General features: G+C 54.8%; 23 protein-coding genes and 1 tRNA gene. 10 read left to right on the top strand and 14 right to left on the bottom strand.

Annotated elements, in window-relative coordinates:
• Positions 1–97: IS3 family transposase (locus M8014_RS15770; RefSeq protein WP_071890408.1), on the top strand; the 97-nt coding region annotated here is incomplete at its 5' end.
• 247 nt (positions 98–344) lie between these two features.
• On the opposite strand, the gene M8014_RS15765 is transcribed toward M8014_RS15770, so the two are convergent.
• Positions 345–420: transfer RNA gene (locus M8014_RS15765), tRNA-Phe, on the bottom strand.
• 172 nt (positions 421–592) lie between these two features.
• Here M8014_RS15765 and M8014_RS15760 point away from each other — a divergent pair.
• Complete coding sequence (locus tag M8014_RS15760; protein WP_271283336.1) at positions 593–1,435, top strand: AraC family transcriptional regulator; 843 nt, start codon at positions 593–595, stop codon at positions 1,433–1,435.
• Between the two features lie 36 nt (positions 1,436–1,471).
• Complete coding sequence (locus M8014_RS15755) at positions 1,472–2,062, top strand: LysE family translocator (protein WP_271283335.1); 591 nt, start codon at positions 1,472–1,474, stop codon at positions 2,060–2,062.
• Here M8014_RS15755 and M8014_RS15750 read toward each other — a convergent pair.
• The 5 genes from M8014_RS15750 to aspA all read right to left on the bottom strand — a co-directional run bounded on the left by M8014_RS15750 (position 2,059) and on the right by aspA (position 7,651).
• On the bottom strand, positions 2,059–2,634 hold the full coding sequence (locus tag M8014_RS15750) for a transcriptional regulator (protein WP_271283334.1): 576 nt from the start codon (positions 2,632–2,634) through the stop codon (positions 2,059–2,061). The genes M8014_RS15755 and M8014_RS15750 overlap by 4 nt on opposite strands.
• Before the next feature lie 47 nt (positions 2,635–2,681).
• Complete coding sequence (locus tag M8014_RS15745) at positions 2,682–4,385, bottom strand: protein-disulfide reductase DsbD (RefSeq protein ID WP_271283333.1); 1,704 nt, start codon at positions 4,383–4,385, stop codon at positions 2,682–2,684.
• The gene (gene cutA / locus M8014_RS15740; RefSeq protein ID WP_271267857.1) at positions 4,361–4,684 is read right to left on the bottom strand and encodes a divalent cation tolerance protein CutA; all 324 of its coding nucleotides are present in this window, start codon (positions 4,682–4,684) and stop codon (positions 4,361–4,363) included. The genes M8014_RS15745 and cutA overlap by 25 nt, the downstream gene beginning before the upstream one ends.
• A 113-nt stretch (positions 4,685–4,797) precedes the next feature.
• Entirely contained in the window at positions 4,798–6,099 is a 1,302-nt protein-coding gene (locus tag M8014_RS15735) for an anaerobic C4-dicarboxylate transporter (RefSeq protein ID WP_271283332.1), read from the bottom strand.
• Between the two features lie 115 nt (positions 6,100–6,214).
• Complete coding sequence (gene aspA, locus M8014_RS15730; RefSeq protein WP_271283331.1) at positions 6,215–7,651, bottom strand: aspartate ammonia-lyase; 1,437 nt, start codon at positions 7,649–7,651, stop codon at positions 6,215–6,217.
• 336 nt (positions 7,652–7,987) lie between these two features.
• Between aspA and M8014_RS15725 the strand changes: the two genes are divergently transcribed.
• Positions 7,988–8,458, top strand: a complete 471-nt coding sequence (locus M8014_RS15725; protein WP_271283330.1) for an FxsA family protein — start codon at positions 7,988–7,990, stop codon at positions 8,456–8,458.
• Between the two features lie 39 nt (positions 8,459–8,497).
• Here M8014_RS15725 and yjeH read toward each other — a convergent pair whose 3' ends face one another.
• On the bottom strand, positions 8,498–9,736 hold the full coding sequence (gene yjeH, locus M8014_RS15720; RefSeq protein ID WP_271283329.1) for an L-methionine/branched-chain amino acid transporter: 1,239 nt from the start codon (positions 9,734–9,736) through the stop codon (positions 8,498–8,500).
• A gap of 177 nt (positions 9,737–9,913) precedes the next feature.
• On the opposite strand from yjeH, the gene M8014_RS15715 reads away from it, so the two are divergent.
• The 3 genes from M8014_RS15715 (at position 9,914) to M8014_RS15705 (ending at position 12,386) form a co-directional block, all read left to right on the top strand.
• Positions 9,914–10,207 (top strand): co-chaperone GroES, encoded by a 294-nt coding sequence (locus M8014_RS15715; RefSeq protein WP_032616151.1) that lies wholly within the window; start codon positions 9,914–9,916, stop codon positions 10,205–10,207.
• Positions 10,208–10,251: 44 nt separating this feature from the next.
• On the top strand, positions 10,252–11,895 hold the full coding sequence (gene groL / locus M8014_RS15710) for a chaperonin GroEL (protein ID WP_271283328.1): 1,644 nt from the start codon (positions 10,252–10,254) through the stop codon (positions 11,893–11,895).
• 137 nt (positions 11,896–12,032) lie between these two features.
• Positions 12,033–12,386 carry a DUF4156 domain-containing protein gene (locus M8014_RS15705; protein ID WP_271283327.1) on the top strand — a complete coding sequence of 118 codons (354 nt, stop codon included), beginning with the start codon at positions 12,033–12,035 and terminating at the stop codon, positions 12,384–12,386.
• A gap of 51 nt (positions 12,387–12,437) precedes the next feature.
• Here the strand turns inward: M8014_RS15705 and epmB are convergent, their stop codons facing one another.
• Positions 12,438–13,466 carry an EF-P beta-lysylation protein EpmB gene (epmB, locus tag M8014_RS15700; protein WP_271283326.1) on the bottom strand — a complete coding sequence of 343 codons (1,029 nt, stop codon included), beginning with the start codon at positions 13,464–13,466 and terminating at the stop codon, positions 12,438–12,440.
• Positions 13,467–13,506: 40 nt separating this feature from the next.
• Here epmB and efp point away from each other — a divergent pair, with 40 nt between their 5' ends.
• Both efp and ecnB read left to right on the top strand, forming a co-directional pair.
• Positions 13,507–14,073, top strand: coding sequence for an elongation factor P (gene efp, locus M8014_RS15695; RefSeq protein WP_182063357.1), 567 nt, complete (start codon positions 13,507–13,509; stop codon positions 14,071–14,073).
• A 177-nt stretch (positions 14,074–14,250) separates the two neighbouring features.
• Positions 14,251–14,397, top strand: coding sequence for a lipoprotein toxin entericidin B (gene ecnB / locus M8014_RS15690; protein ID WP_271283325.1), 147 nt, complete (start codon positions 14,251–14,253; stop codon positions 14,395–14,397).
• Positions 14,398–14,434: 37 nt separating this feature from the next.
• On the opposite strand, the gene M8014_RS15685 is transcribed toward ecnB, so the two are convergent.
• Entirely contained in the window at positions 14,435–15,034 is a 600-nt protein-coding gene (locus M8014_RS15685) for a helix-turn-helix transcriptional regulator (RefSeq protein ID WP_271283324.1), read from the bottom strand.
• 272 nt (positions 15,035–15,306) lie between these two features.
• Between M8014_RS15685 and sugE the strand changes: the two genes are divergently transcribed.
• Entirely contained in the window at positions 15,307–15,624 is a 318-nt protein-coding gene (sugE, locus tag M8014_RS15680) for a quaternary ammonium compound efflux SMR transporter SugE (RefSeq protein ID WP_271283323.1), read from the top strand.
• On the opposite strand, the gene blc is transcribed toward sugE, so the two are convergent.
• The 5 genes from blc to frdA all read right to left on the bottom strand — a co-directional run bounded on the left by blc (position 15,621) and on the right by frdA (position 19,530).
• Entirely contained in the window at positions 15,621–16,151 is a 531-nt protein-coding gene (gene blc, locus M8014_RS15675) for an outer membrane lipoprotein Blc (protein ID WP_271283322.1), read from the bottom strand. The genes sugE and blc overlap by 4 nt on opposite strands.
• 85 nt (positions 16,152–16,236) lie before the next feature.
• Positions 16,237–16,596 (bottom strand): fumarate reductase subunit FrdD, encoded by a 360-nt coding sequence (frdD, locus tag M8014_RS15670; protein WP_271283321.1) that lies wholly within the window; start codon positions 16,594–16,596, stop codon positions 16,237–16,239.
• Between the two features lie 10 nt (positions 16,597–16,606).
• Positions 16,607–17,002 carry a fumarate reductase subunit FrdC gene (frdC, locus tag M8014_RS15665; RefSeq protein ID WP_271283320.1) on the bottom strand — a complete coding sequence of 132 codons (396 nt, stop codon included), beginning with the start codon at positions 17,000–17,002 and terminating at the stop codon, positions 16,607–16,609.
• A 10-nt stretch (positions 17,003–17,012) separates the two neighbouring features.
• Positions 17,013–17,747: a succinate dehydrogenase/fumarate reductase iron-sulfur subunit gene (locus M8014_RS15660; RefSeq protein WP_271283319.1), complete on the bottom strand. Its 735-nt coding sequence runs from the start codon at positions 17,745–17,747 to the stop codon at positions 17,013–17,015.
• On the bottom strand, positions 17,740–19,530 hold the full coding sequence (gene frdA, locus M8014_RS15655; RefSeq protein ID WP_271283318.1) for a fumarate reductase (quinol) flavoprotein subunit: 1,791 nt from the start codon (positions 19,528–19,530) through the stop codon (positions 17,740–17,742). The genes M8014_RS15660 and frdA overlap by 8 nt, the downstream gene beginning before the upstream one ends.
• Between the last annotated feature and the right edge of the window lie 8 nt (positions 19,531–19,538).

Genomic DNA, 19,538 nt, shown 5'->3' with positions numbered 1-19,538 from the left:
GTTTAATTATATCGAGTGTGATTACAATCGCTGGAGACGTCACAGCGCCTGTGGCGGACTCAGCCCGGAACAGTTTGAAAACCAGAACCTCGCTTAGGGCCGTGTCCACATTACGTGGGTAGGATCACAACTAGAAAATGAGAGAAACTGTAATTGACCGTAGAAAGACCGTAGCATGGAAGAAAGAGATAGGCTTGCTAGAGGGTGTGGATGCCTTTAATAACAAAGAACATCTGCGAAAAAGGCGAGAAATCCAGCAAACAATTAACGTGCTGCAACGACCAGAAATCTACCGTAGCCAGAAATGAAAAAAGCCCCGCTTTTCAGCGAGGCCTTATGAATAGTGGTGCCCGGACTCGGAATCGAACCAAGGACACGGGGATTTTCAATCCCCTGCTCTACCGACTGAGCTATCCGGGCAACGGGGCGAATTAAACCGTAATCACGCTCGGGCGTCAACCTTATTTCGGCAAAAGCTGTTCAACTGCGTAAGATTGCGGCAATCTGTCGGTTTGCGCGTCGATTTTGCACAAATCTTCCAGACACGCAGGTAAGCTCAGGCAATGCTGACAGCGGCAAAGGGGGCGATACAGTGAATGACTGGCTTGAGCTGCGACAGCATGCAGATACGGGGATTGAAACAATCAAGGCGCACTTTGAAGGGCACGCCTACGATCCACACTGGCATAACAGCTATCTGGTGGGCATTACCCTCAGCGGAACCCAGCAGTTCCACTGTCGCCGCGAGCGCCATCAGAGCCATCCTGGCGATGCCTTCCTGCTTGAGCCGGGTGAGATCCACGACGGTGACGCACCCGTCGCTGGCGGCTTTACCTATCTGACGTTCTATCTCGATGAGCGCTGGCTCACTGACACCTTGCATGGCCTGTATGAGTCCACACCCGGCAGCTACTCGCTGCATTTCGCCCAGACCCTGACGCGCGATCTGCCGCTGGTCCGTACCATTGGTGACACCTTTGCCACGCTGCACAATGACGAGATGAAGATTGTGCAGCAAAGCACAATGGATAATCTGCTGGCCCAGCTGACGTCACATTGCCACTGGCGCAAAAGAATACCTTCATCGCTGCAGAGTGCAGCGGTGGCCCATCGGGCGCGGGATTATCTGTATGCCCATCTGGGTGACAACATTGGCCTCTCCGACCTCGCCCGGGTGACCGGCACCGATCGCTTCACGCTCACGCGCTGCTTCAAGCGCGAGTTCCATCTGGCCCCTCATGCCTGGCTTATCCAGCTGCGGCTGGCCAAAGCGCGGCAGCTGCTGGCGCGAGGGGATCAGCCCGTTGATGTCGCGGCCACGCTGGGCTTTGCCGATCAAAGCCACCTTGGGCGCTGGTTTCAGCGGGCTTATCGCATTACGCCTGCTCATTACCGACGGTTGTGCACAAACCTTCCAGACGTTTCCAGAAAATAACGGCACTGTCAGGGCTCTGATAATAAGGAGCCACCTGTGAGTCTGATGCCGTTTCTGTTATTTGCTTTCGTTGCGTCCATCACGCCGGGGCCAACCAACATCCTCATTCTGACCAACAGCCAGCATTATGGCGTAAGGGCAACGGTGCCTGCACTGGTGAGCGCCTGTGCTGCAGCCAGCGCCATTGTGCTGATTTCAGGAGCCGGTGCGGGGGAGTTATTGCAGAAGTATCCGCTGATCCGCCAACTGATGAGCTGGGCAGGCGTGCTGTGGTTAAGCTGGATGAGCTGGCAGCTGTTTTGTGCGCCTGCGGCTCACTTATCCCGCGAGACGCATACCCGCTTTACCGCACCTGCGGCAGCGCTGTTGCAGGTGATCAATCCCAAGACCTGGATGATGGCGCTGGCCGTCGTCAGCCTGTTTGCGCCTGCGGGGGAGCATGCGTTGCGGGATATCGCCCTGATGGCACTGTGGTTCCTGCTGATCTCAGTAGCGTGTCTGGCGTGCTGGGCATGGCTGGGGCAGGCGGTGAACCGGCTGTTTCGCACATCCGCGGCGATGGTGCGTTTTCAGCGCCTGATGGCGCTGAGTCTGTTCATGTCTGCCTGGGCGGGGATGCTGGCTTAAGTCAGCGCACCACCCTTGCGGCACTGGGCGAAGTGCAGAATATCTTCTGCCAGCCGGTGCGCGGTATCGACATCGGCCTGGCTACGGTTCACCAGCAGTCGGCTGAGGCAGCCCTCCAGCACCAGATCCATTTGCTTCGCCACCATAGCGGGGTCGTCTACATCCAGGGTCGTGAGGAGTTCATGGGTAAAGTCATGGGAGGCGCGCTTTTGCTGGTCGGCGAGCTGGTGAAGCGGATGATCCGGATCCGGGAAAAAGGTGCAGGCAGCAATAAACAGGCAGCCCGGGTAGCGATGATTGCGCACACATTCGGTCAGAGCCGTGTAGCGTGCCAGCAGCTTTTGCTGGGGTGTCAGCTCGCTGTTAAGCATCAGCTGCCTGCGCCAGATATCGATCTGCTGGCTGAGATAGCGCAGGGCGTCGTACAGCAGCGCTTCTTTATCGGGCCAGAACAGACTGAGTTCTTCCACAGGATAATTCACACGCTCGGCAACCCTCTCCAGTGAGGTGCTGGCTATTCCTTGAATTTCAAGTAACTGCAGGGTTGCTCCCAGAATATCTTCACGTTGCACGGTTTTCTCCTCCGTATGCTTTTGCACTTTCCCGCATAAAGTGTCGTTTACGGTTGGCGATCGCGCAAATGCGCACTGAACGTCGCCGCATCCATAAAGCCCGTTACGCGCTGTGCCGGCTGCTCTTCACCCTGCTCGTTGAAAAACAGAATAGTGGGCAGGCCGAGCACCTTGAGCTGATTAAGTAATGCTTTATCCTCGGCGTTGTTTGCCGTGACGTTGGCCTGCAGCAGGACTGTATTTTTCAGCGCCTGTTGGACCTGCGGATCGCTAAAGGTGTATTTCTCAAACTCTTTACAGGCCACGCACCAGTCGGCGTACAGATCGAGCATTACCGGTTTGCCCTGCGCCTGCGCCAGCGCGCGATTTAAAGCCTCGACGCTCTCTACCGGAATGAAATTCAGGTGCGCCTGGTTTTGCGCAGCAGGTGCGCCAAACGCCCAGTCCTGCAGGGGACGTACGCTGACCAGCGCTGCGGCCAGCAGCAGGATTTGGACAATGCGCATCCATGGCTTTCTGGCGCTTAAACTGCTGATGAATGCCCAGCCGAAGAACGCCACGCCCAGCATCGCCCACAAACGCAGGCCCCAGACATCCCCGATGATACGTTCCAGCAGGAAGACCGGCAGGGCGAGGATCACAAAACCAAACCCGGTTTTGACCTGCTCCATCCACGGGCCACTCTTAGGCAGCAGCCGGTTGCCGAACACCGTTACCAGGATCAGCGGCAGGCCCATGCCCAACGCGTAGAGGTAGAGCGTGCCGCCGCCAAGCCACAGATTTCCGCTTTGCGCGATATACAGCAGGATCGCGCTGAGCGGAGCCGTGGTGCAGGGGGAGCAGATCAGCCCGGCGATGGCACCCATCGCAAATACGCCGCCTGCGGAGCCACCCTGCTGGCGATTGCTCATCAGGGTTAAGCGGGTTTGCAGGGAAGAGGGCAGTTGCAGGCTGAACAGGCCAAACATCGACAGCGCCAGCAGGATAAACACCACCGATAGCCCGATTAAGACATACGGATGCTGGAGCGCGGCCTGAAACTGCAGCCCGGCCGCCGCAACGACCAGACCGAGTGCGGTATAGGTGAGCGCCATCCCTTGAACGTAGATAAATGACAGCAGCAGTGCGCGGGCCGTGGAGAGGCGCTGCTTACCACCAAGCACGATGCCGGAGATCAGCGGATACATGGGCAACACGCACGGCGTCAAGGCAATGCCCATCCCTATTAACACTGCCCAGAGGGGTGAGAATGGGCGCTCAGCGGCTTCAGGTGCGACGTCTGGTTGCACGGCAGGGAGAGGCGTCGCAGCAGGCTCAGCGGCGGCAGTGACTTCGCTCAGGGGGACGATTTTGGTTTCTGGCGGATAGCACAGACCGGCATCGGCGCAGCCCTGATAAGTGACCGTCAGCGTAGCGCCTTTCGCGGCCTGTTGAAGAGTAACCGGCACCGTTAACTGACCGCGGTAGATTTCACTTTTGCCGTAGAACTCATCTTCGTGCCACTCGCCCTTGGGTAGACGGGGTTCACCCACCTGCGCCTGTGCGGGCGTGATGCTGATCTGCTTGCGATAGAGGTAGTAACCCTCCTTCACCTGCCAGTTGAGGTTCAGTTCATGTTGGTTTTGCTGAAAATCGAAAACAAAAGCCTGGTCGGCAGGCGTGAAGTTAGAGCGGCCGGGTGCGTCAAACAACCCGGCAAAGACTGACGTGCTGCACAGCAGCAGGATCAGCGTAAGGAAGCGTTGAGCCATGAGAGATAGTCGTTATCGCCGTGGAGCACTGGCAGAACCAGCAGTTCCGGGGTCTGGTAAGGATGATGGGATTTGAGACAGTCGAGGAGCGCCTGTTGATTCGCCACGCTGGATTTCAGCAGCATCTGCACCTCGTACTCTTGTTCCAGCTTGCCTTCCCAGTAATAAAGAGAGGTGGCACCGGGAAGGAGAGTCACGCAGGCGGCGAGCTTTTCTGCCAGCACTTTGGCGGCAAGATCCTGGGCGGTGGCTTCATCGGGGGCGGTACAGAGTACAACAACAGCGTCATGTGTGTTCACAAGTCGACCTCGTCTCAGCGTAAAAAATCACTATATCACGGCGGACCGGTGCTCATTAATGAATCGGGCCGCAGAGCGGCCCGACTTTAACGCTTTTTACAACCAAAAGCGTTTTACAGCAGCACACCGCCGATGATGAATCCGAGGATCACACACAGAGTGATAGCAATCACGCCCGGGATCAGGAAGGCGTGGTTAAACACGTATTTACCAATGCGGGTAGAGCCGGTGTCGTCCATTTCCACCGCGGCCAGCAGGGTGGGATAGGTCGGCAGGACGAACAGCGCAGAAACGGCCGCAAAAGAGGCAATGGCGGTCAGCGGGGTGACGCCCAGCATCAGTGCCGCAGGCATCAGCGCTTTGGTGGTGGCGGCCTGAGAGTAAAGCAGAGTTGCGGCAAAGAACAGCACCACAGCCAGCAGCCACGGGTAGTTATGCAGCAGGTCGCCCGCGACGGTCTGGATATCGGTGATATGTGCCTTCACGAAAGTATCACCCAGCCAGGCCACACCCAGGACGCACACGCAGGCGCTCATACCGGATTTGAAGGTGCTGGCGTTGAGCACTTCGCTGGTATCGATTTTACAGGTGATGCTGATCAGCGTAGCGATGGTCAGCATGAACACCACAATCGCTTCGTTACGCGGCAGCACCGGATTCTGAATCAGCCCAACGGTATCGCTGATGGCGGTAGCGTAGAACATCACCGCGACAATACCGATCAAGAACAGCAGCACGGAACGCTTGGCGTGCGGTTTCAGCGTAAATGCCTGACTGCCGCGCAGCTTCACTTCGCCTTTTGCCAGACGTTCCTGATATACCGGATCGTCTTTCAGCTCGGCGCCGAGGAAGTTACAGAATACCGCGGTGATCATTACCGCAATCAGCGTGACCGGAATACAGATCGACAGCAGCGTCAGGTAGCTCACGCCCATCGGTTCGAGAATACCGGCAAAGAACACCACGGCCGCAGAGATTGGCGAAGCGGTAATGGCAATCTGCGAGGCGACAACGGCGATAGAGAGCGGACGAGACGGACGAATGCCCTGCTCTTTGGCTACTTCGGTGATAACGGGCAGGGTAGAGAATGCGGTATGGCCGGTACCCGCCAGAATGGTCATAAACCAGGTGACCAGCGGAGCAAGGAAGGTAATGTATTTAGGATGACGGCGCAGCATACGCTCCGCCAGGCTCACCAGGTAGTCCATACCTCCCGCCACCTGCATGGCGGCGATAGCGGCGATAACCGCCATAATGATTTCAATAACGTCGAACGGGATGGCACCGGGTTTAATTTGAAAAATGAGGGTAAGGACAAGCACGCCGAGACCACCGGCAAAACCGATACCGATCCCCCCGAGTCTTGCGCCTAAGTATATCGCCAACAGGACGACGACGAGTTCTGCTCCAAACATAAGTGCCTACCTTGCTTATTAACAAGTTGATATTGAATTGTTGTGTTTTGGTAACGCCTAAAAAGAAAAAAGGCACGTCACAAGTGACGTGCCTTCATGAATTTAACCTGAACTATTATTGTTCACTTTCATCCGTGTATCTTTTCGCTTTATAGGCCGGGTGCATCAAGTTTTGCGCCGAGAAGATATCATCCAGTTCCGCTTCTGTCAGCAGACCTCGCTCGAGAACCACTTCACGCACGCTCTTACCCGTTTCGGCACAGATTTTACCGACGATATCGCCGTTGTGGTGACCGATGAACGGGTTGAGATAGGTGACGATCCCGATGGAGTTATAAACGTAGCTTTCACAGACGGCTTTGTTGGCGGTAATGCCGTTAATGCATTTTTCCAGCAGGTTGTAGCAAGCGTTGGTCAGGATGTGAATGGATTCAAACATCGCCTGGCCAATGACGGGTTCCATGACGTTCAGCTGCAGCTGGCCGGCTTCAGAGGCCATGGTGACCGTGATGTCGTTACCAATGACTTTGAAGCACACCTGGTTAACCACTTCAGGAACGACCGGGTTAACTTTGGCTGGCATGATGGACGAGCCTGCCTGCAGTTCTGGCAGGTTGATTTCGTTCAGACCGGCACGCGGGCCAGAAGAGAGCAAGCGTAAGTCGTTACAGATTTTGGACAGTTTCACCGCCAGACGTTTCAGTGCGCTGTGAACCATGACGTACGCGCCGCAGTCGGAGGTGGCTTCAATGAGATCTTCTGCTGGCACGACCGCCAGATTGGAGACTTCAGCCAGCTTCTGTACCGCCAGCTGCTGATAGCCATCCGGCGTATTCAGGCGCGTACCGATTGCCGTTGCCCCCAGGTTAACCTCCAGCAGCAGTTCGGAGGTGCGCAGCAGGTTGCGGGTTTCTTCATTCAGCAGCACATTGAATGCGTGGAACTCCTGGCCGAGGGTCATCGGCACGGCATCCTGCAGCTGGGTACGGCCCATTTTCAGGATGTCCTGGAATTCGACGGCTTTATTCTGGAAGCCTTCGCCCAGTTGGTTAATCGCATCAACCAGTTTCACCACGGAAGCGTACACCGCGATGCGAAAACCGGTCGGGTAGGCGTCGTTGGTGGACTGGCATTTATTCACGTGGTCGTTCGGGTTCAGGTACTGATACTCACCTTTCTGGTGGCCCATCAGCTCAAGGCCGATGTTTGCCAGCACCTCGTTGGTATTCATGTTCACCGACGTACCCGCGCCGCCCTGATAGACGTCAACGGGGAATTGATCCATACACTTGCCGTTATTCAGCACTTCATCGCAGGCGGCAATGATCGTGTTTGCGACGCTTTTCGGAATGGTTTGCAGCTCTTTGTTGGCCATTGCTGCGGCTTTCTTCACCATTACCATGCCACGCACAAATTCAGGGATATCACTGATTTTGCTGTTGCTGATGTAGAAGTTTTCAATCGCTCTCAGAGTGTGAACACCATAGTAGGCATCCGCTGGAACTTCCCTGGTACCCAACAAATCTTCTTCGATACGAATGTTGTTTAACATGTGAACCTTCTTTTCAAGCTGCAGATGGAATGTACTCAACACACAGTACATCTGTGGTTATGTCTATTTTCTGGCCGACGATTATCCCCTGAATCGACCAGATACCCGAGATCATATGCTGATGATAGCGAAATGCCGTAATCTGGATCACTTATTATCGACCCGATTTCATGATAATTATTAATCTGTGAAATGAATCACCGCTTTAATATTTCCAGAAAAAATATCCGTGCAAACCGATTGAATTTTGGCTAACCGCCTCCACTTCTGACTGATGCGAGTCGCAAAATCACACCCGACAGAGGCCACAGGGCGTCTGCCATACAGGAGAAGCCAGTGCGCTGGATACCGTTAATTGCCGTGTTTCTCTATGTTTACATAGAGATTTCTATTTTTATCCAGGTCGCTCATGTGTTTGGCGTCCTGCTAACGCTGCTGATGGTGATTTTCACCTCGGTCATTGGTATGTCGCTGGTGCGTAATCAGGGTTTTAAAAATTTCCTGTTAATGCAGCAGAAGATGGCCGCAGGCGAAAGCCCGGCGGCAGAGATGATCAAAAGCGTGTCGCTGATTATTGCCGGTCTGCTGCTGGTGCTGCCGGGATTCTTTACCGATCTGCTCGGCCTGCTGTTGCTGTTGCCGCCAGTGCAGAAACTGTTGACCCTGAAGCTGATGCCGCATTTGCGCTTTAACCGGATGCCGGGCGGTGGGTTCAGCGCCGGAACCGGCGGCGGGGAGACCTTCGACGGGGAATATCACCGCAAGGATGAGGATCGTAACCGTCTGGATCATAAAGACGATCGTTAATGAGCATTGCCCGGTAAGCGTAGCGCTACCGGGCTTTTCTTACACCGAGCTACGCTTCGGCAAAAACAGCCACAGTCCCGCCAGCATGGCAATGGCGTACAGGCTCTTCACTCCTACCATCGCCAGCAGCAGTAAACAGAGCACCCCACCGATCATCGCCAGCGTTTTATATCGGCCTTCCAGCAGGCGACAGCCCGCCAACATGCACAGCAGATAGATCATAATGAAGATGCCGTTGGCATAGACAATCAGCGCGTCGAGATTGATCTCCAGCCAGTAGATTGCCAACGTGCTGATCATGCAGCAGCCCAGCACCAGATTGAGCGCGTTAAGCGGCAGCTGGCGTGCTGAAAGTCGTGCTAAGCGGCTTTGCGGCTTGTATTGCGCCTGGGACCACACTAAGCGGGCAAAGCTCTGAATATAGATATTGAGGCTGGCGAAGCAGGCGAGGTAGCCAATAACACAGGCGACCCACAGCGCCTTCACGCCAAAAAGTTGTACCACGATGCCCGGCAGCGAGGCCGCAGCCGCCATGTCCGCCCCGTAAGCGGTGAAATGAAGTACCAGAACAGTACAGGCCCAGTAGACCGTCCCTGCCAGCAGCAGACCGATCATCAACGCCCGAGGAAAATCTCGCTCCGGCTGTTTAAACTCCGAGGCCAGATGGGCAAAGGCTTCAAGACCGACAAAACACCAGAACATAACCGAAAGTGCAGCGAAAAGTTGAGAACTGTCGATATCGGTAATCGCAGGGAAGGGGATTGCCGCAACCTGAATATCCCCCACCCACCAGATGGCAGCGATCAGCGCGACAATCAGCACCGCCACCAGGGTTTGCAGGTTGGCGCTCGAGCTTGCCCCGCGTGAGCCAACCCACCAGACAATCGCCAGCGTGCCCAGTTCTGCAAAAAGCAGCTGCGCATCGTGCCAGCCAAACAGCGCCTGACCGAAGCCGGTGGCGATGTGCAGCGCCGCAGGTAAACCCACAGGGATGACCGACAGGAATAACCAGCCGGTGACGCGCTCCAGACGCGGGCCAAACGCCATCCCAACAAAATGGGCGACGCCACCCGCGCTGGGGAAATGCCGTCCGAGCACGGCAAAGACAATCGCTACCGGAAATACCAACAGAATGAGCACCGGCCAGGCCCACAGGCTGTTGTCCCCCGCGACCAGGGCGGCCAGCGCCGGTACGGCAAACACCCCCGTGCCTAACAACGAGGTTGAAAGTAAACCAACGCCCTGCGCTAGCCCCAGCTCCTGTTTCAGTCCACTCATTCCATCGTCCTGCCGCCACCAAAAGAGAGGCGATGGTAACACTTTCGCATATTTTTTTTCGACTACCCCTTGAAGGGGTAAAAACCGACCCCCATCTCTCAGGGCACTAGCCGGAAAACCGCTTACGGCCCGGCGTCACCCATAACTGATAATGACTTTCTCAAAGGAGAGCTATCAATGAGTATTCGTCCGTTACATGATCGTGTGATCGTCAAACGTAAAGAAGTTGAAACCAAATCTGCTGGCGGCATCGTTCTGACCGGTTCTGCAGCAGCAAAATCAACGCGTGGCGAAATCATCGCTGTCGGTAAGGGTCGCATTCTGGAAAACGGAAATGTGCAGCCGCTGGACGTTAAAGTGGGCGATATCGTTATTTTCAACGATGGCTACGGTGTGAAGTCCGAGAAGATCGACAATGAAGAAGTGTTGATCATGTCCGAAAGCGACATTCTGGCAATTGTTGAAGCGTAATCCGAGAACGACACTGAACATACGAATTTAAGGGAAAGATTAAAATGGCAGCTAAAGACGTAAAATTCGGTAACGACGCTCGTGTGAAAATGCTGCGCGGCGTTAACGTACTGGCAGATGCAGTTAAAGTGACCCTGGGCCCGAAAGGCCGCAACGTGGTTCTGGACAAATCCTTCGGTGCGCCAACCATCACTAAAGATGGTGTTTCCGTAGCGCGTGAAATCGAGCTGGAAGACAAGTTCGAAAACATGGGTGCCCAGATGGTGAAAGAAGTTGCCTCTAAAGCGAACGACGCTGCAGGCGATGGCACCACCACGGCAACGGTACTGGCGCAGGCGATCATCGCTGAAGGCCTGAAAGCGGTTGCTGCGGGTATGAACCCAATGGATCTGAAACGTGGCATCGACAAAGCGGTTATCGCGGCTGTTGAAGAGCTGAAAGCGCTGTCCGTACCGTGCTCTGACTCTAAAGCCATTGCTCAGGTTGGTACTATCTCTGCGAACTCCGATGAAACCGTCGGTAAACTGATCGCAGAAGCGATGGACAAAGTCGGTAAAGAAGGCGTAATTACCGTTGAAGACGGTACCGGCCTGGAAGACGAACTGGACGTGGTTGAAGGTATGCAGTTCGACCGTGGCTACCTGTCCCCATACTTCATCAACAAACCAGAAACCGGTGCTGTTGAGCTGGAAAGCCCGTTCATCCTGCTGGCTGATAAAAAAATCTCCAATATCCGCGAAATGCTGCCTGTTCTGGAAGCCGTTGCGAAAGCAGGCAAGCCGCTGGTTATCATCGCTGAAGATGTTGAAGGCGAAGCGCTGGCGACCCTGGTGGTTAACACCATGCGCGGCATCGTGAAAGTGGCTGCGGTTAAAGCACCGGGCTTCGGCGACCGTCGTAAAGCCATGCTGCAGGATATCGCAACCCTGACTGGCGGTACCGTTATCTCTGAAGAGATCGGTATGGAGCTGGAAAAAGCAACGCTGGAAGACATGGGTCAGGCGAAGCGCGTTCTCATCAACAAAGACACCACCACCATCATTGATGGCGTGGGTGAAGAAGTGGCCATTCAGGGCCGTGTCACTCAGATCCGTAAGCAGATCGAAGAAGCGACCTCTGATTACGACCGCGAAAAACTGCAGGAACGTGTAGCGAAACTGGCTGGCGGCGTTGCAGTTATCAAAGTTGGTGCAGCTACCGAAGTTGAAATGAAAGAGAAGAAAGCACGCGTTGACGATGCTCTGCACGCAACCCGTGCAGCGGTAGAAGAAGGTGTGGTCGCAGGTGGTGGCGTCGCGCTGATTCGCGTGGCATCTAAACTGAGCGAACTGCGTGGTCAGAACGAAGATCAGAACGTGGGTATCAAAGTTGCGCTGCGCGCAATGGAAGCACCACTGCGTCAGATCGTTCTGAACTGTGGCGAAGAACCGTCTGTAGTGGCTAACACCGTGAAAGCGGGCGACGGCAACTATGGTTACAACGCCGCGACCGAAGAATACGGCAACATGATCGATATGGGTATCCTGGACCCAACTAAAGTGACTCGTTCTGCTCTGCAGTACGCGGCATCTGTTGCTGGTCTGATGATCACCACCGAGTGCATGGTCACCGACCTGCCTAAAGGCGACGCGCCTGATTTAGGCGCAGGCGGCATGGGCGGTATGGGTGGAATGGGCGGCATGATGTAATCATGTTGTTCTGCACCTCGCAGAAATGAACAAACCCCCGGTCAGAAATGATCGGGGGTTTTTCTTTTGGTCATCTTTTTAGTATAAGGTTTACACAGGGGCAGCAGTTGCCCAGCTTATTGAAAACGAGGAATAACATGCGCGTAAAGGTCTGTGCAGGGATTGTAGGGGCAGCATTGCTGCTGGCGGGTTGTAGCTCCAGTAACGAGCTGTCCGCTGGTGGGCAAAGTGTTCGCTTTGTGGAAGATAAGCCGGGGAGCGAGTGTCAGCTGGTGGGAACGGCAACCGGTAAACAAAGCAACTGGCTGTCTGGTCAGCATGGCGAAGAGGGCGGTTCAATGCGCGGTGCGGCGAATGCGCTTCGTAACCAGGCTGCAGAAATGGGCGGTAATGTGATTTATGGTGTGAGCAGCCCGACGCAGGGGATGTTGTCGAGCTTTGTGCCGACGGCCAGCGAAATGATTGGCCAGGTTTATAAATGTCCGAACTGATGTCGTTGCGGGTGTTCTTCCCCCTTTGAGAAGGACACCCGGAATCACGGATTAACGCTGTTGCAGCCCCAAATCCAGCGGCGTCTTACTCGGCTGGCCACCAATCTCACGCGCCAGTTTCGGCACCATATAGCCCGAAACCAGGGTCAATAATTCCCGCATAAGCTGACGCGCTTCTTCATCACTCACCATGAAATGTGCCGCGCCCTGAACGCGATCCAGAACGTGCAGGTAATAGGGCATAACGCCGGCATCAAACAGCGCATTACTGAGACTGGCTAATGTGTGGGCATTATCATTCACGCCGCGCAGCAGTACACTCTGGTTGAGCAAGGTGACGCCCGCTGTGCGTAAAGCCGACATCGCTGCACGGAACGCATCGTCGATCTCATTGGTATGATTAATATGATTAACCAGTAATATTTGCAGTGATGAACGCGCAAAGCGAGACACCAGCGTGTCGGTGATGCGCGCCGGAATGACAATCGGCAAGCGGCTATGAATACGCAAGCGCTTGATATGCGGGATGGCCTCAAGCTGAGTGATAAGCCAGTCCAGCTCGTGATCCTTCGCCATAAGCGGGTCACCGCCGGAGAAAATAATCTCATCCAGCTCCGGATGGGCTAAAACGTAATTCAGGGCGGCCTGCCAGTTGCGTTTATTCCCCTGGTTATCCGCATAAGGGAAATGACGCCGGAAGCAGTAACGGCAGTTCACTGCACAGCCGCCTTTTACCAGCAGCAGCGCGCGATTGCGGTATTTATGCAGTAAGCCGGGTACCACGCTGTTTTGCTCTTCGAGTGGATCCGTACTGTAGCCGGGGGCGGTGATAAACTCATCCTGCGCGGTAAGTACCTGTTTCAGCAGTGGATCGTCAGGGTTGCCTTTCTCCATACGCGCCACGAACGCACGCGGCACGCGCAACGCAAACAGGCGTTTGGCGTCACGTCCGGCAAGGAGATTTTCATCAGCGTCTACATTTACCAGACGGAGCAGTTCATCCGGGTCAGTTATTACATCTGCAAGTTGCAATAACCAATCTTCTCTGGATGGGGTGTTTAGGGTTACAATATGCGCCATTTTGTGGCTTAGCTACCAGTTAACAATTTCAGAGGGCCTTATGGCGACTTACTATAGCAACGATTTTCGTGCCGGTCTTAAAATCATGATGGACGGCGAACCGTACGCGGTTGAAGCCAGCGAATTCGTCAAACCAGGGAAAGGCCAGGCATTCGCACGCGTTAAGCTGCGCCGCCTGCTGACCGGTACCCGTGTAGAAAAAACGTTCAAATCCACCGACTCCGCTGAAGGCGCAGACGTTGTTGATATGAACCTGACTTATCTCTACAACGACGGTGAATTCTACCACTTCATGAACAACTCCACTTTCGAACAGCTGTCAGCTGACGAAAAAGCGGTCGGTGACAGCGCCAAATGGCTGCTGGATCAGGCTGAGTGCATCGTGACCCTGTGGAACGGTCAGCCTATTTCTGTGACCCCACCAAACTTCGTTGAACTGGAAATCGTTGAAACCGATCCAGGTCTGAAAGGTGACACCGCAGGGACTGGCGGTAAGCCTGCTAAGCTGTCTACCGGTGCAGTGGTTAAAGTTCCGCTGTTTGTTCAGACCGGCGAAGTCATCAAAGTGGACACCCGCTCTGGTGAATACGTCTCCCGCGTGAAGTAATTCACGACCGGATGAAAGGCGCAGCCGTTTGCTGCGCCATATCGATATGCCCTCTCTTTCGCTGCCTTCTGATCCTTCCTGTTTTCTTAAAAACGCTTTCCTTTCCGTCACTAGCCTGAATCCTGGCTATGCTTATGTGGCTATACACCAATAATTTGGCTAAAAAAGGAAGAAATTATGATTAAGAAAACAATTGCAGCGATCTTTTCTGTCCTGGTACTTTCGTCGGTATTAACTGCCTGTAATACAACGCGTGGCGTTGGTGAAGATATTTCTGATGGCGGTAGTGCCATCTCCGGTGCAGCGACGAAAGCACAGCAGTAATAATGGGCGGTACGGGGCTGATTCAGCCGCCGTACCCTCAGTTTACTGATTCGGATCGTGACAGAAACGGCGAGTAGCGTGTATCCATATGCAGTTTCATGCGAATATTACGCTTGTAGGTATAAACCGTTTTCCCGTGAATACTCAGTTTGCTGGCAATCTTCTGATTGCTGGCGCCTTCCATCCACAGCGACAACACTCTCTCTTCCTGACGCGTCAGTAAGGGTGCCACTGTGTGCGCCGGTTCGCAGGTTGTCTGGGACGCTAATGCGTCATTTATTACCTGCGCCAGATCCTTCAGCGGGGTATTTTTGAACAATGATGCCCACACAGGAAATTTATCCCTTAGGACTGCCATCTCAGCTATTTCAGCAGAATGCAGCGAGATAAAAGGCACGTTTTCACTGGCGCTCACCAGGGCGTTGATGGGTGAAATATGCGGCATTTCAGACATGAAGCCCTGCAAATCCCCGATCACCAGCGCCGGTTTCCACTGCAGGATATGTTCCCTGGCAAGGTAGAGATTATTGAGGCCTGTTACCAGTAAAGAAAAAGGGAACAGACCGGAATGATTGAGCCATGCTTCTAAACCCATGCGGGTGTAATGACATCGGTCAATCAACAGAATTTTGAACATATTTTTTTCGCAGTTGGCAAAGGGTGATCGCTTCCTGCTTTCAGGAAACATCCCATAATAAGGAAGTCGGATGAGTTATAAATGCCTGAACTTCACTGCTAACTGCGCCTATTTCTTGCTTTTAATCTGCCAAGTGTTACCTAAAAGAAATTCGTTGAAAAAAGCGTTCCTGCTCATCACAATATGAAGTTCATCTGCCTTACAGGACGGCCTGTAAGCGCTTCTCTCATCGGGGACGGCCCCAGACTGTTAGTTAAGTTAAGGAGCCCGTAATGCCCTGGATTATTCTTTTGATTGCCGGTTTACTCGAAGTGGTATGGGCCATCGGCCTGAAATACACCCACGGGTTTACCCGTCTTACGCCAAGCATCATCACCGTTGCCGCGATGATCGTCAGTATTGTTCTGCTCTCCTGGGCAATGCGCTCGCTGCCGGTGGGCACGGCTTATGCCGTATGGACGGGGATTGGCGCGGTGGGCGCGGCCATTACCGGCATTTTATTGCTGGGTGAGTCGGCGAGCCTGGCGCGTATTGCCAGCCTCGCACTGATTGTCGCCGGGATTATCGGGCTGAAGCTCAGCACCCATTAATGGGGCTGCTCAACCCAGATGAATTTGCTGACATCAAATCCCTGACGCGTCGCTGTATCCAGAAGCTGCTGTTTGACGTCATCTGAAATCGTCGGTGTGCGGGAGAGGATCCACAGATAATCATGGTCCGGCCCGCACACCAGCGCGTGTCGATAGGCGCTGTCGAGAGCGATTACGTTATACCCGCCATAGAAGGGACCAAAGAAAGAGACTTTCAGCGCGGCGCTATTGGGGCTACCCGTAAAGTATGCTTTTCCCGTGACCTTTTGCCACATACCACGCTCCGGGTTATAGCCCCGGTTGATGACCTGAATGCCGCCATCGCTCATGGGGCTATAGTTTGCCGTCACCTTCTGTAAACCGCGCTCAAAACGGTGGTCGAAGCGGGCAATTTCGTACCAGCTTCCGAGGAACTTCTGAGCATCAAAAGGGGTGACGACGGTTACGCCAGGAGGGGGCGTGGGGGAGCTACAGGCAACAACCAGAAACGCAGCGGCAACGGCGGCGATGACAGGCAGGATGCGCATAGGAGTTTCCTTACAGGCTTTTTGTTAAGTGTAGAGCCTGCGAGGAATTTTGCTCTCCTGCCGGTGAGCAGGAGAGCGAGAGTTATTACATAAAGACGACGGCAACCAGCGTGACTACGCTCAGAATGGCCGCCAGACCATAGAACACCCATTTACCATTAGGGACATGGATCTTCAGGTCATGCATCGCGTGATGCATACGGTGCAAACCACACCACAGCGGCAGCACAATCATCAGGAAGATGAACACCCTGCCAACAAAGCTATGGGCGAAAGTCAGCACCCGCTCGTAGCTCAGTGCATCGCCTGGATACAGACCCAGCGGCAGCATAATGCCCACCAGCAGAATAATGACCGGCGCGATAATGGCGCACCACATGCCGCCTGCGCCAAAGAGTCCCCAGAAAACCGGTTCATCAGAACGTTTTGGATTTGGATTAATCACCGTGGTCTCCTTACCAGAACAAGGCTATGCCAAGAATCACGACGGTCACGACCGCAGTTACCACCCAGAGTCCTTTAATAATCGGCTCTGGCCCCAGTTTTTCGCCTTTCACGATAATATTTGCCGCTTTCGGCGCCAGCTCAAACCACGTTTTGGTGTGCAGTAACGCTGCCGCCAGCACGATGATATTGAGGATCACCACCACCGGATTTTGCAGAAATCCGACGAAACCCATCCAGGTCTCCGGGCCATGTTTAAGAGCAAACAGGCCATACATCAGCTCGATACTGAACCACACCGCCGGCACCGCCGTGCCTTCACGCAGCATATAGAAGCGATAAAACGGCAGATTCTTCCACCAGGTGGATGGCATCGGCCGGACATAGGCTTTGCGTTTAGTCGTCATCATGCACTCCTTAGCGTGGTTTCAGGGTGGCGATAAGAAAGTCTTTCGAGCTTTCCACTTTGCCCTGTTGGATCGCGGCGGCCGGATCGACGTGCTTCGGACACACTTCCGAGCAGTAGCCGACGAAGGTACAGGTCCAGACGCCGTTCTGGCCGTTAAGCTGGGCCATACGCTCTTTCTTACCCTTGTCGCGGCTGTCTTCGTTATAGCGATGCGCGAGGGTAATGGCTGCCGGCCCGATAAATTCTGGATTCAGACCAAACTGCGGGCAGGCGGAATAGCACAGACCGCAGTTAATGCAGCCGGAGAACTGGTGATACTTGGCCATTTGCGCCGGCGTTTGCGTGTTGGGTCCCTGGTCCGGAGTGCGTGAGTTGCCAATAATGTACGGCTTAATGGCTTCCAGGCTTTCGATAAAGTGGGTCATGTCGACCACCAGATCGCGCTCAATGGGGAAGTTCGCCAGGGCTTCGACCTTCATCCCTTTCGGGTACTCGCGCAGGAAGGTTTTACAGGCCAGCTTAGGTACCTTGTTGACCATCATGCCGCAGGAACCGCAGATTGCCATTCGGCAGGACCAGCGGTAGCTCAGGTCCGGTGCCAGATTGTCTTTGATGTAGCCGAGCGCATCCAGTAGGGAGGTCTGCTCGTCATAAGGCACATCATAGAACGTGCTGTGTGGCGCGCTGTCGACTTCCGGGTTATAGCGTACCACTTCCACTTTCAGGTTTTGCATTTCAGCCATGGGTCGTCTCCTTCTTCTCGGCGGCTTCCGCTTCTGCACCGTACACGCGTTTAGCCGGTGCCAGCGTGGTGATTTTCACGTCGCTGTAGTCCAGACGAGTGGAACCATCCGCGTCGCGATACGCGAGGGTATGTTTGAGGAAGTTGACGTCATCGCGCTCCGTGCAGCCTTCGTCCAGACGCTGATGCGCGCCGCGCGACTCTTTCCGCGCCAGGGCGGAGTGCGCCATACATTCGGCCACGTTCAGGCCATGACCCAGCTCAATGGTGTAGAGCAGGTCGGTGTTGAACACGCTGGAGGTGTCAGTAATGCGCACGCGTTTGAAGCGTTCCTGCAGTTCAGCCAGCTTGTCGATGGTTTTCTGCATCAATTCCGGCGTACGGTAAATGCCGCAACCTTCCTCCATGGAAAGTCCCATCTCGTCGCGGATCGCCGACCACTTCTCATTGCCCTCCTGATTGACCAGTTTTTTCAGGCGCTGTTCGACATCCGCAACCTGCGCATCCAGCGCGGCGCTGTTGGCTGCACCGGCAGTCGCGGCGCGCGCCATGGCTTGTTCACCCGCCAGACGACCAAACACCACCAGCTCAGCCAGCGAGTTTGAGCCCAGACGGTTAGCGCCATGCAGGCCGACGGAGGAGCATTCACCCACTGCAAACAGGCCTTTAATACGGGTTTCACACTGCTGATCGGTTTCAATCCCACCCATGGTGTAGTGCGCGGTTGGGCGCACAGGGATCGGCTCTTTTACCGGATCCACGCCGACATAGGCTTTGGACAGCTCGCAGATAAACGGCAGGCGTTCCAGCAGTTTCTTCTCACCCAGATGACGCAGGTCGAGATAGACCACATCGCCGCGTGGGGTAGGGACAGTGTTACCTTTGCGCCACTCATGCCAGAAGGCCTGAGACACTTTGTCGCGCGGGCCAAGTTCCATGTATTTGTTCTTCGGCTCGCCCAACGGAGTTTCCGGGCCCATGCCGTAATCCTGCAGATAGCGATAGCCATCTTTATTGACCAGAATCCCGCCTTCGCCGCGGCAGCCCTCGGTCATCAGGATGCCGGAACCCGGCAGACCGGTTGGGTGATACTGAACGAACTCCATATCGCGCAGTGGGATCCCGTGCTGCAGCGCCATGCCCATCCCGTCGCCGGTGACAATCCCGCCGTTGGTGTTATAGCGGTAAACGCGTCCGGCACCGCCGGTGGCCATTACCACCGCGTTAGCGCGGATCTGAACCAGCGAACCTTCCATCATGTTCATCGCCACCAGACCGCGCGCCTGGCCGTCATCCACCAGGATGTCCAGCACGAAGTGCTCGTCGAAGCGTTGGATTTGCGGGAACTGCAGCGAGGTCTGGAACAGGGTATGAAGCATGTGGAAGCCGGTTTTATCGGCAGCAAACCAGGTGCGCTCAATTTTCATGCCGCCGAAACGACGCACGTTCACGCTGCCGTCTTCACGGCGGCTCCACGGGCAACCCCACTGCTCCAACTGGGTCATTTCCGTCGGGCAATGATGGACGAAATAATCGACGACATCCTGTTCGCATAGCCAGTCGCCACCGGCGACGGTGTCGTGAAAGTGGTAATCAAAGCTGTCATGATCCTGCGCAACGGCAGCAGACCCCCCCTCCGCGGCAACCGTATGGCTGCGCATAGGATAGACTTTTGAAATCAGGGCGATTTTAGCGTTTGGATTAGCCTGAGCTGCAGCAATTGCTGCGCGTAATCCCGCTCCGCCAGCGCCAATTATGGCAAGATCGGCTTGAAAGGTTTGCACGACATTCC

This window comes from Silvania hatchlandensis (assembly GCF_025564065.1).
Classification (GTDB): domain Bacteria; phylum Pseudomonadota; class Gammaproteobacteria; order Enterobacterales; family Enterobacteriaceae; genus Enterobacter; species Enterobacter hatchlandensis.
The sequence above is the reverse complement of the archived record's forward strand: the minus strand, read 5'-3'. Positions and strand labels throughout refer to the sequence as shown.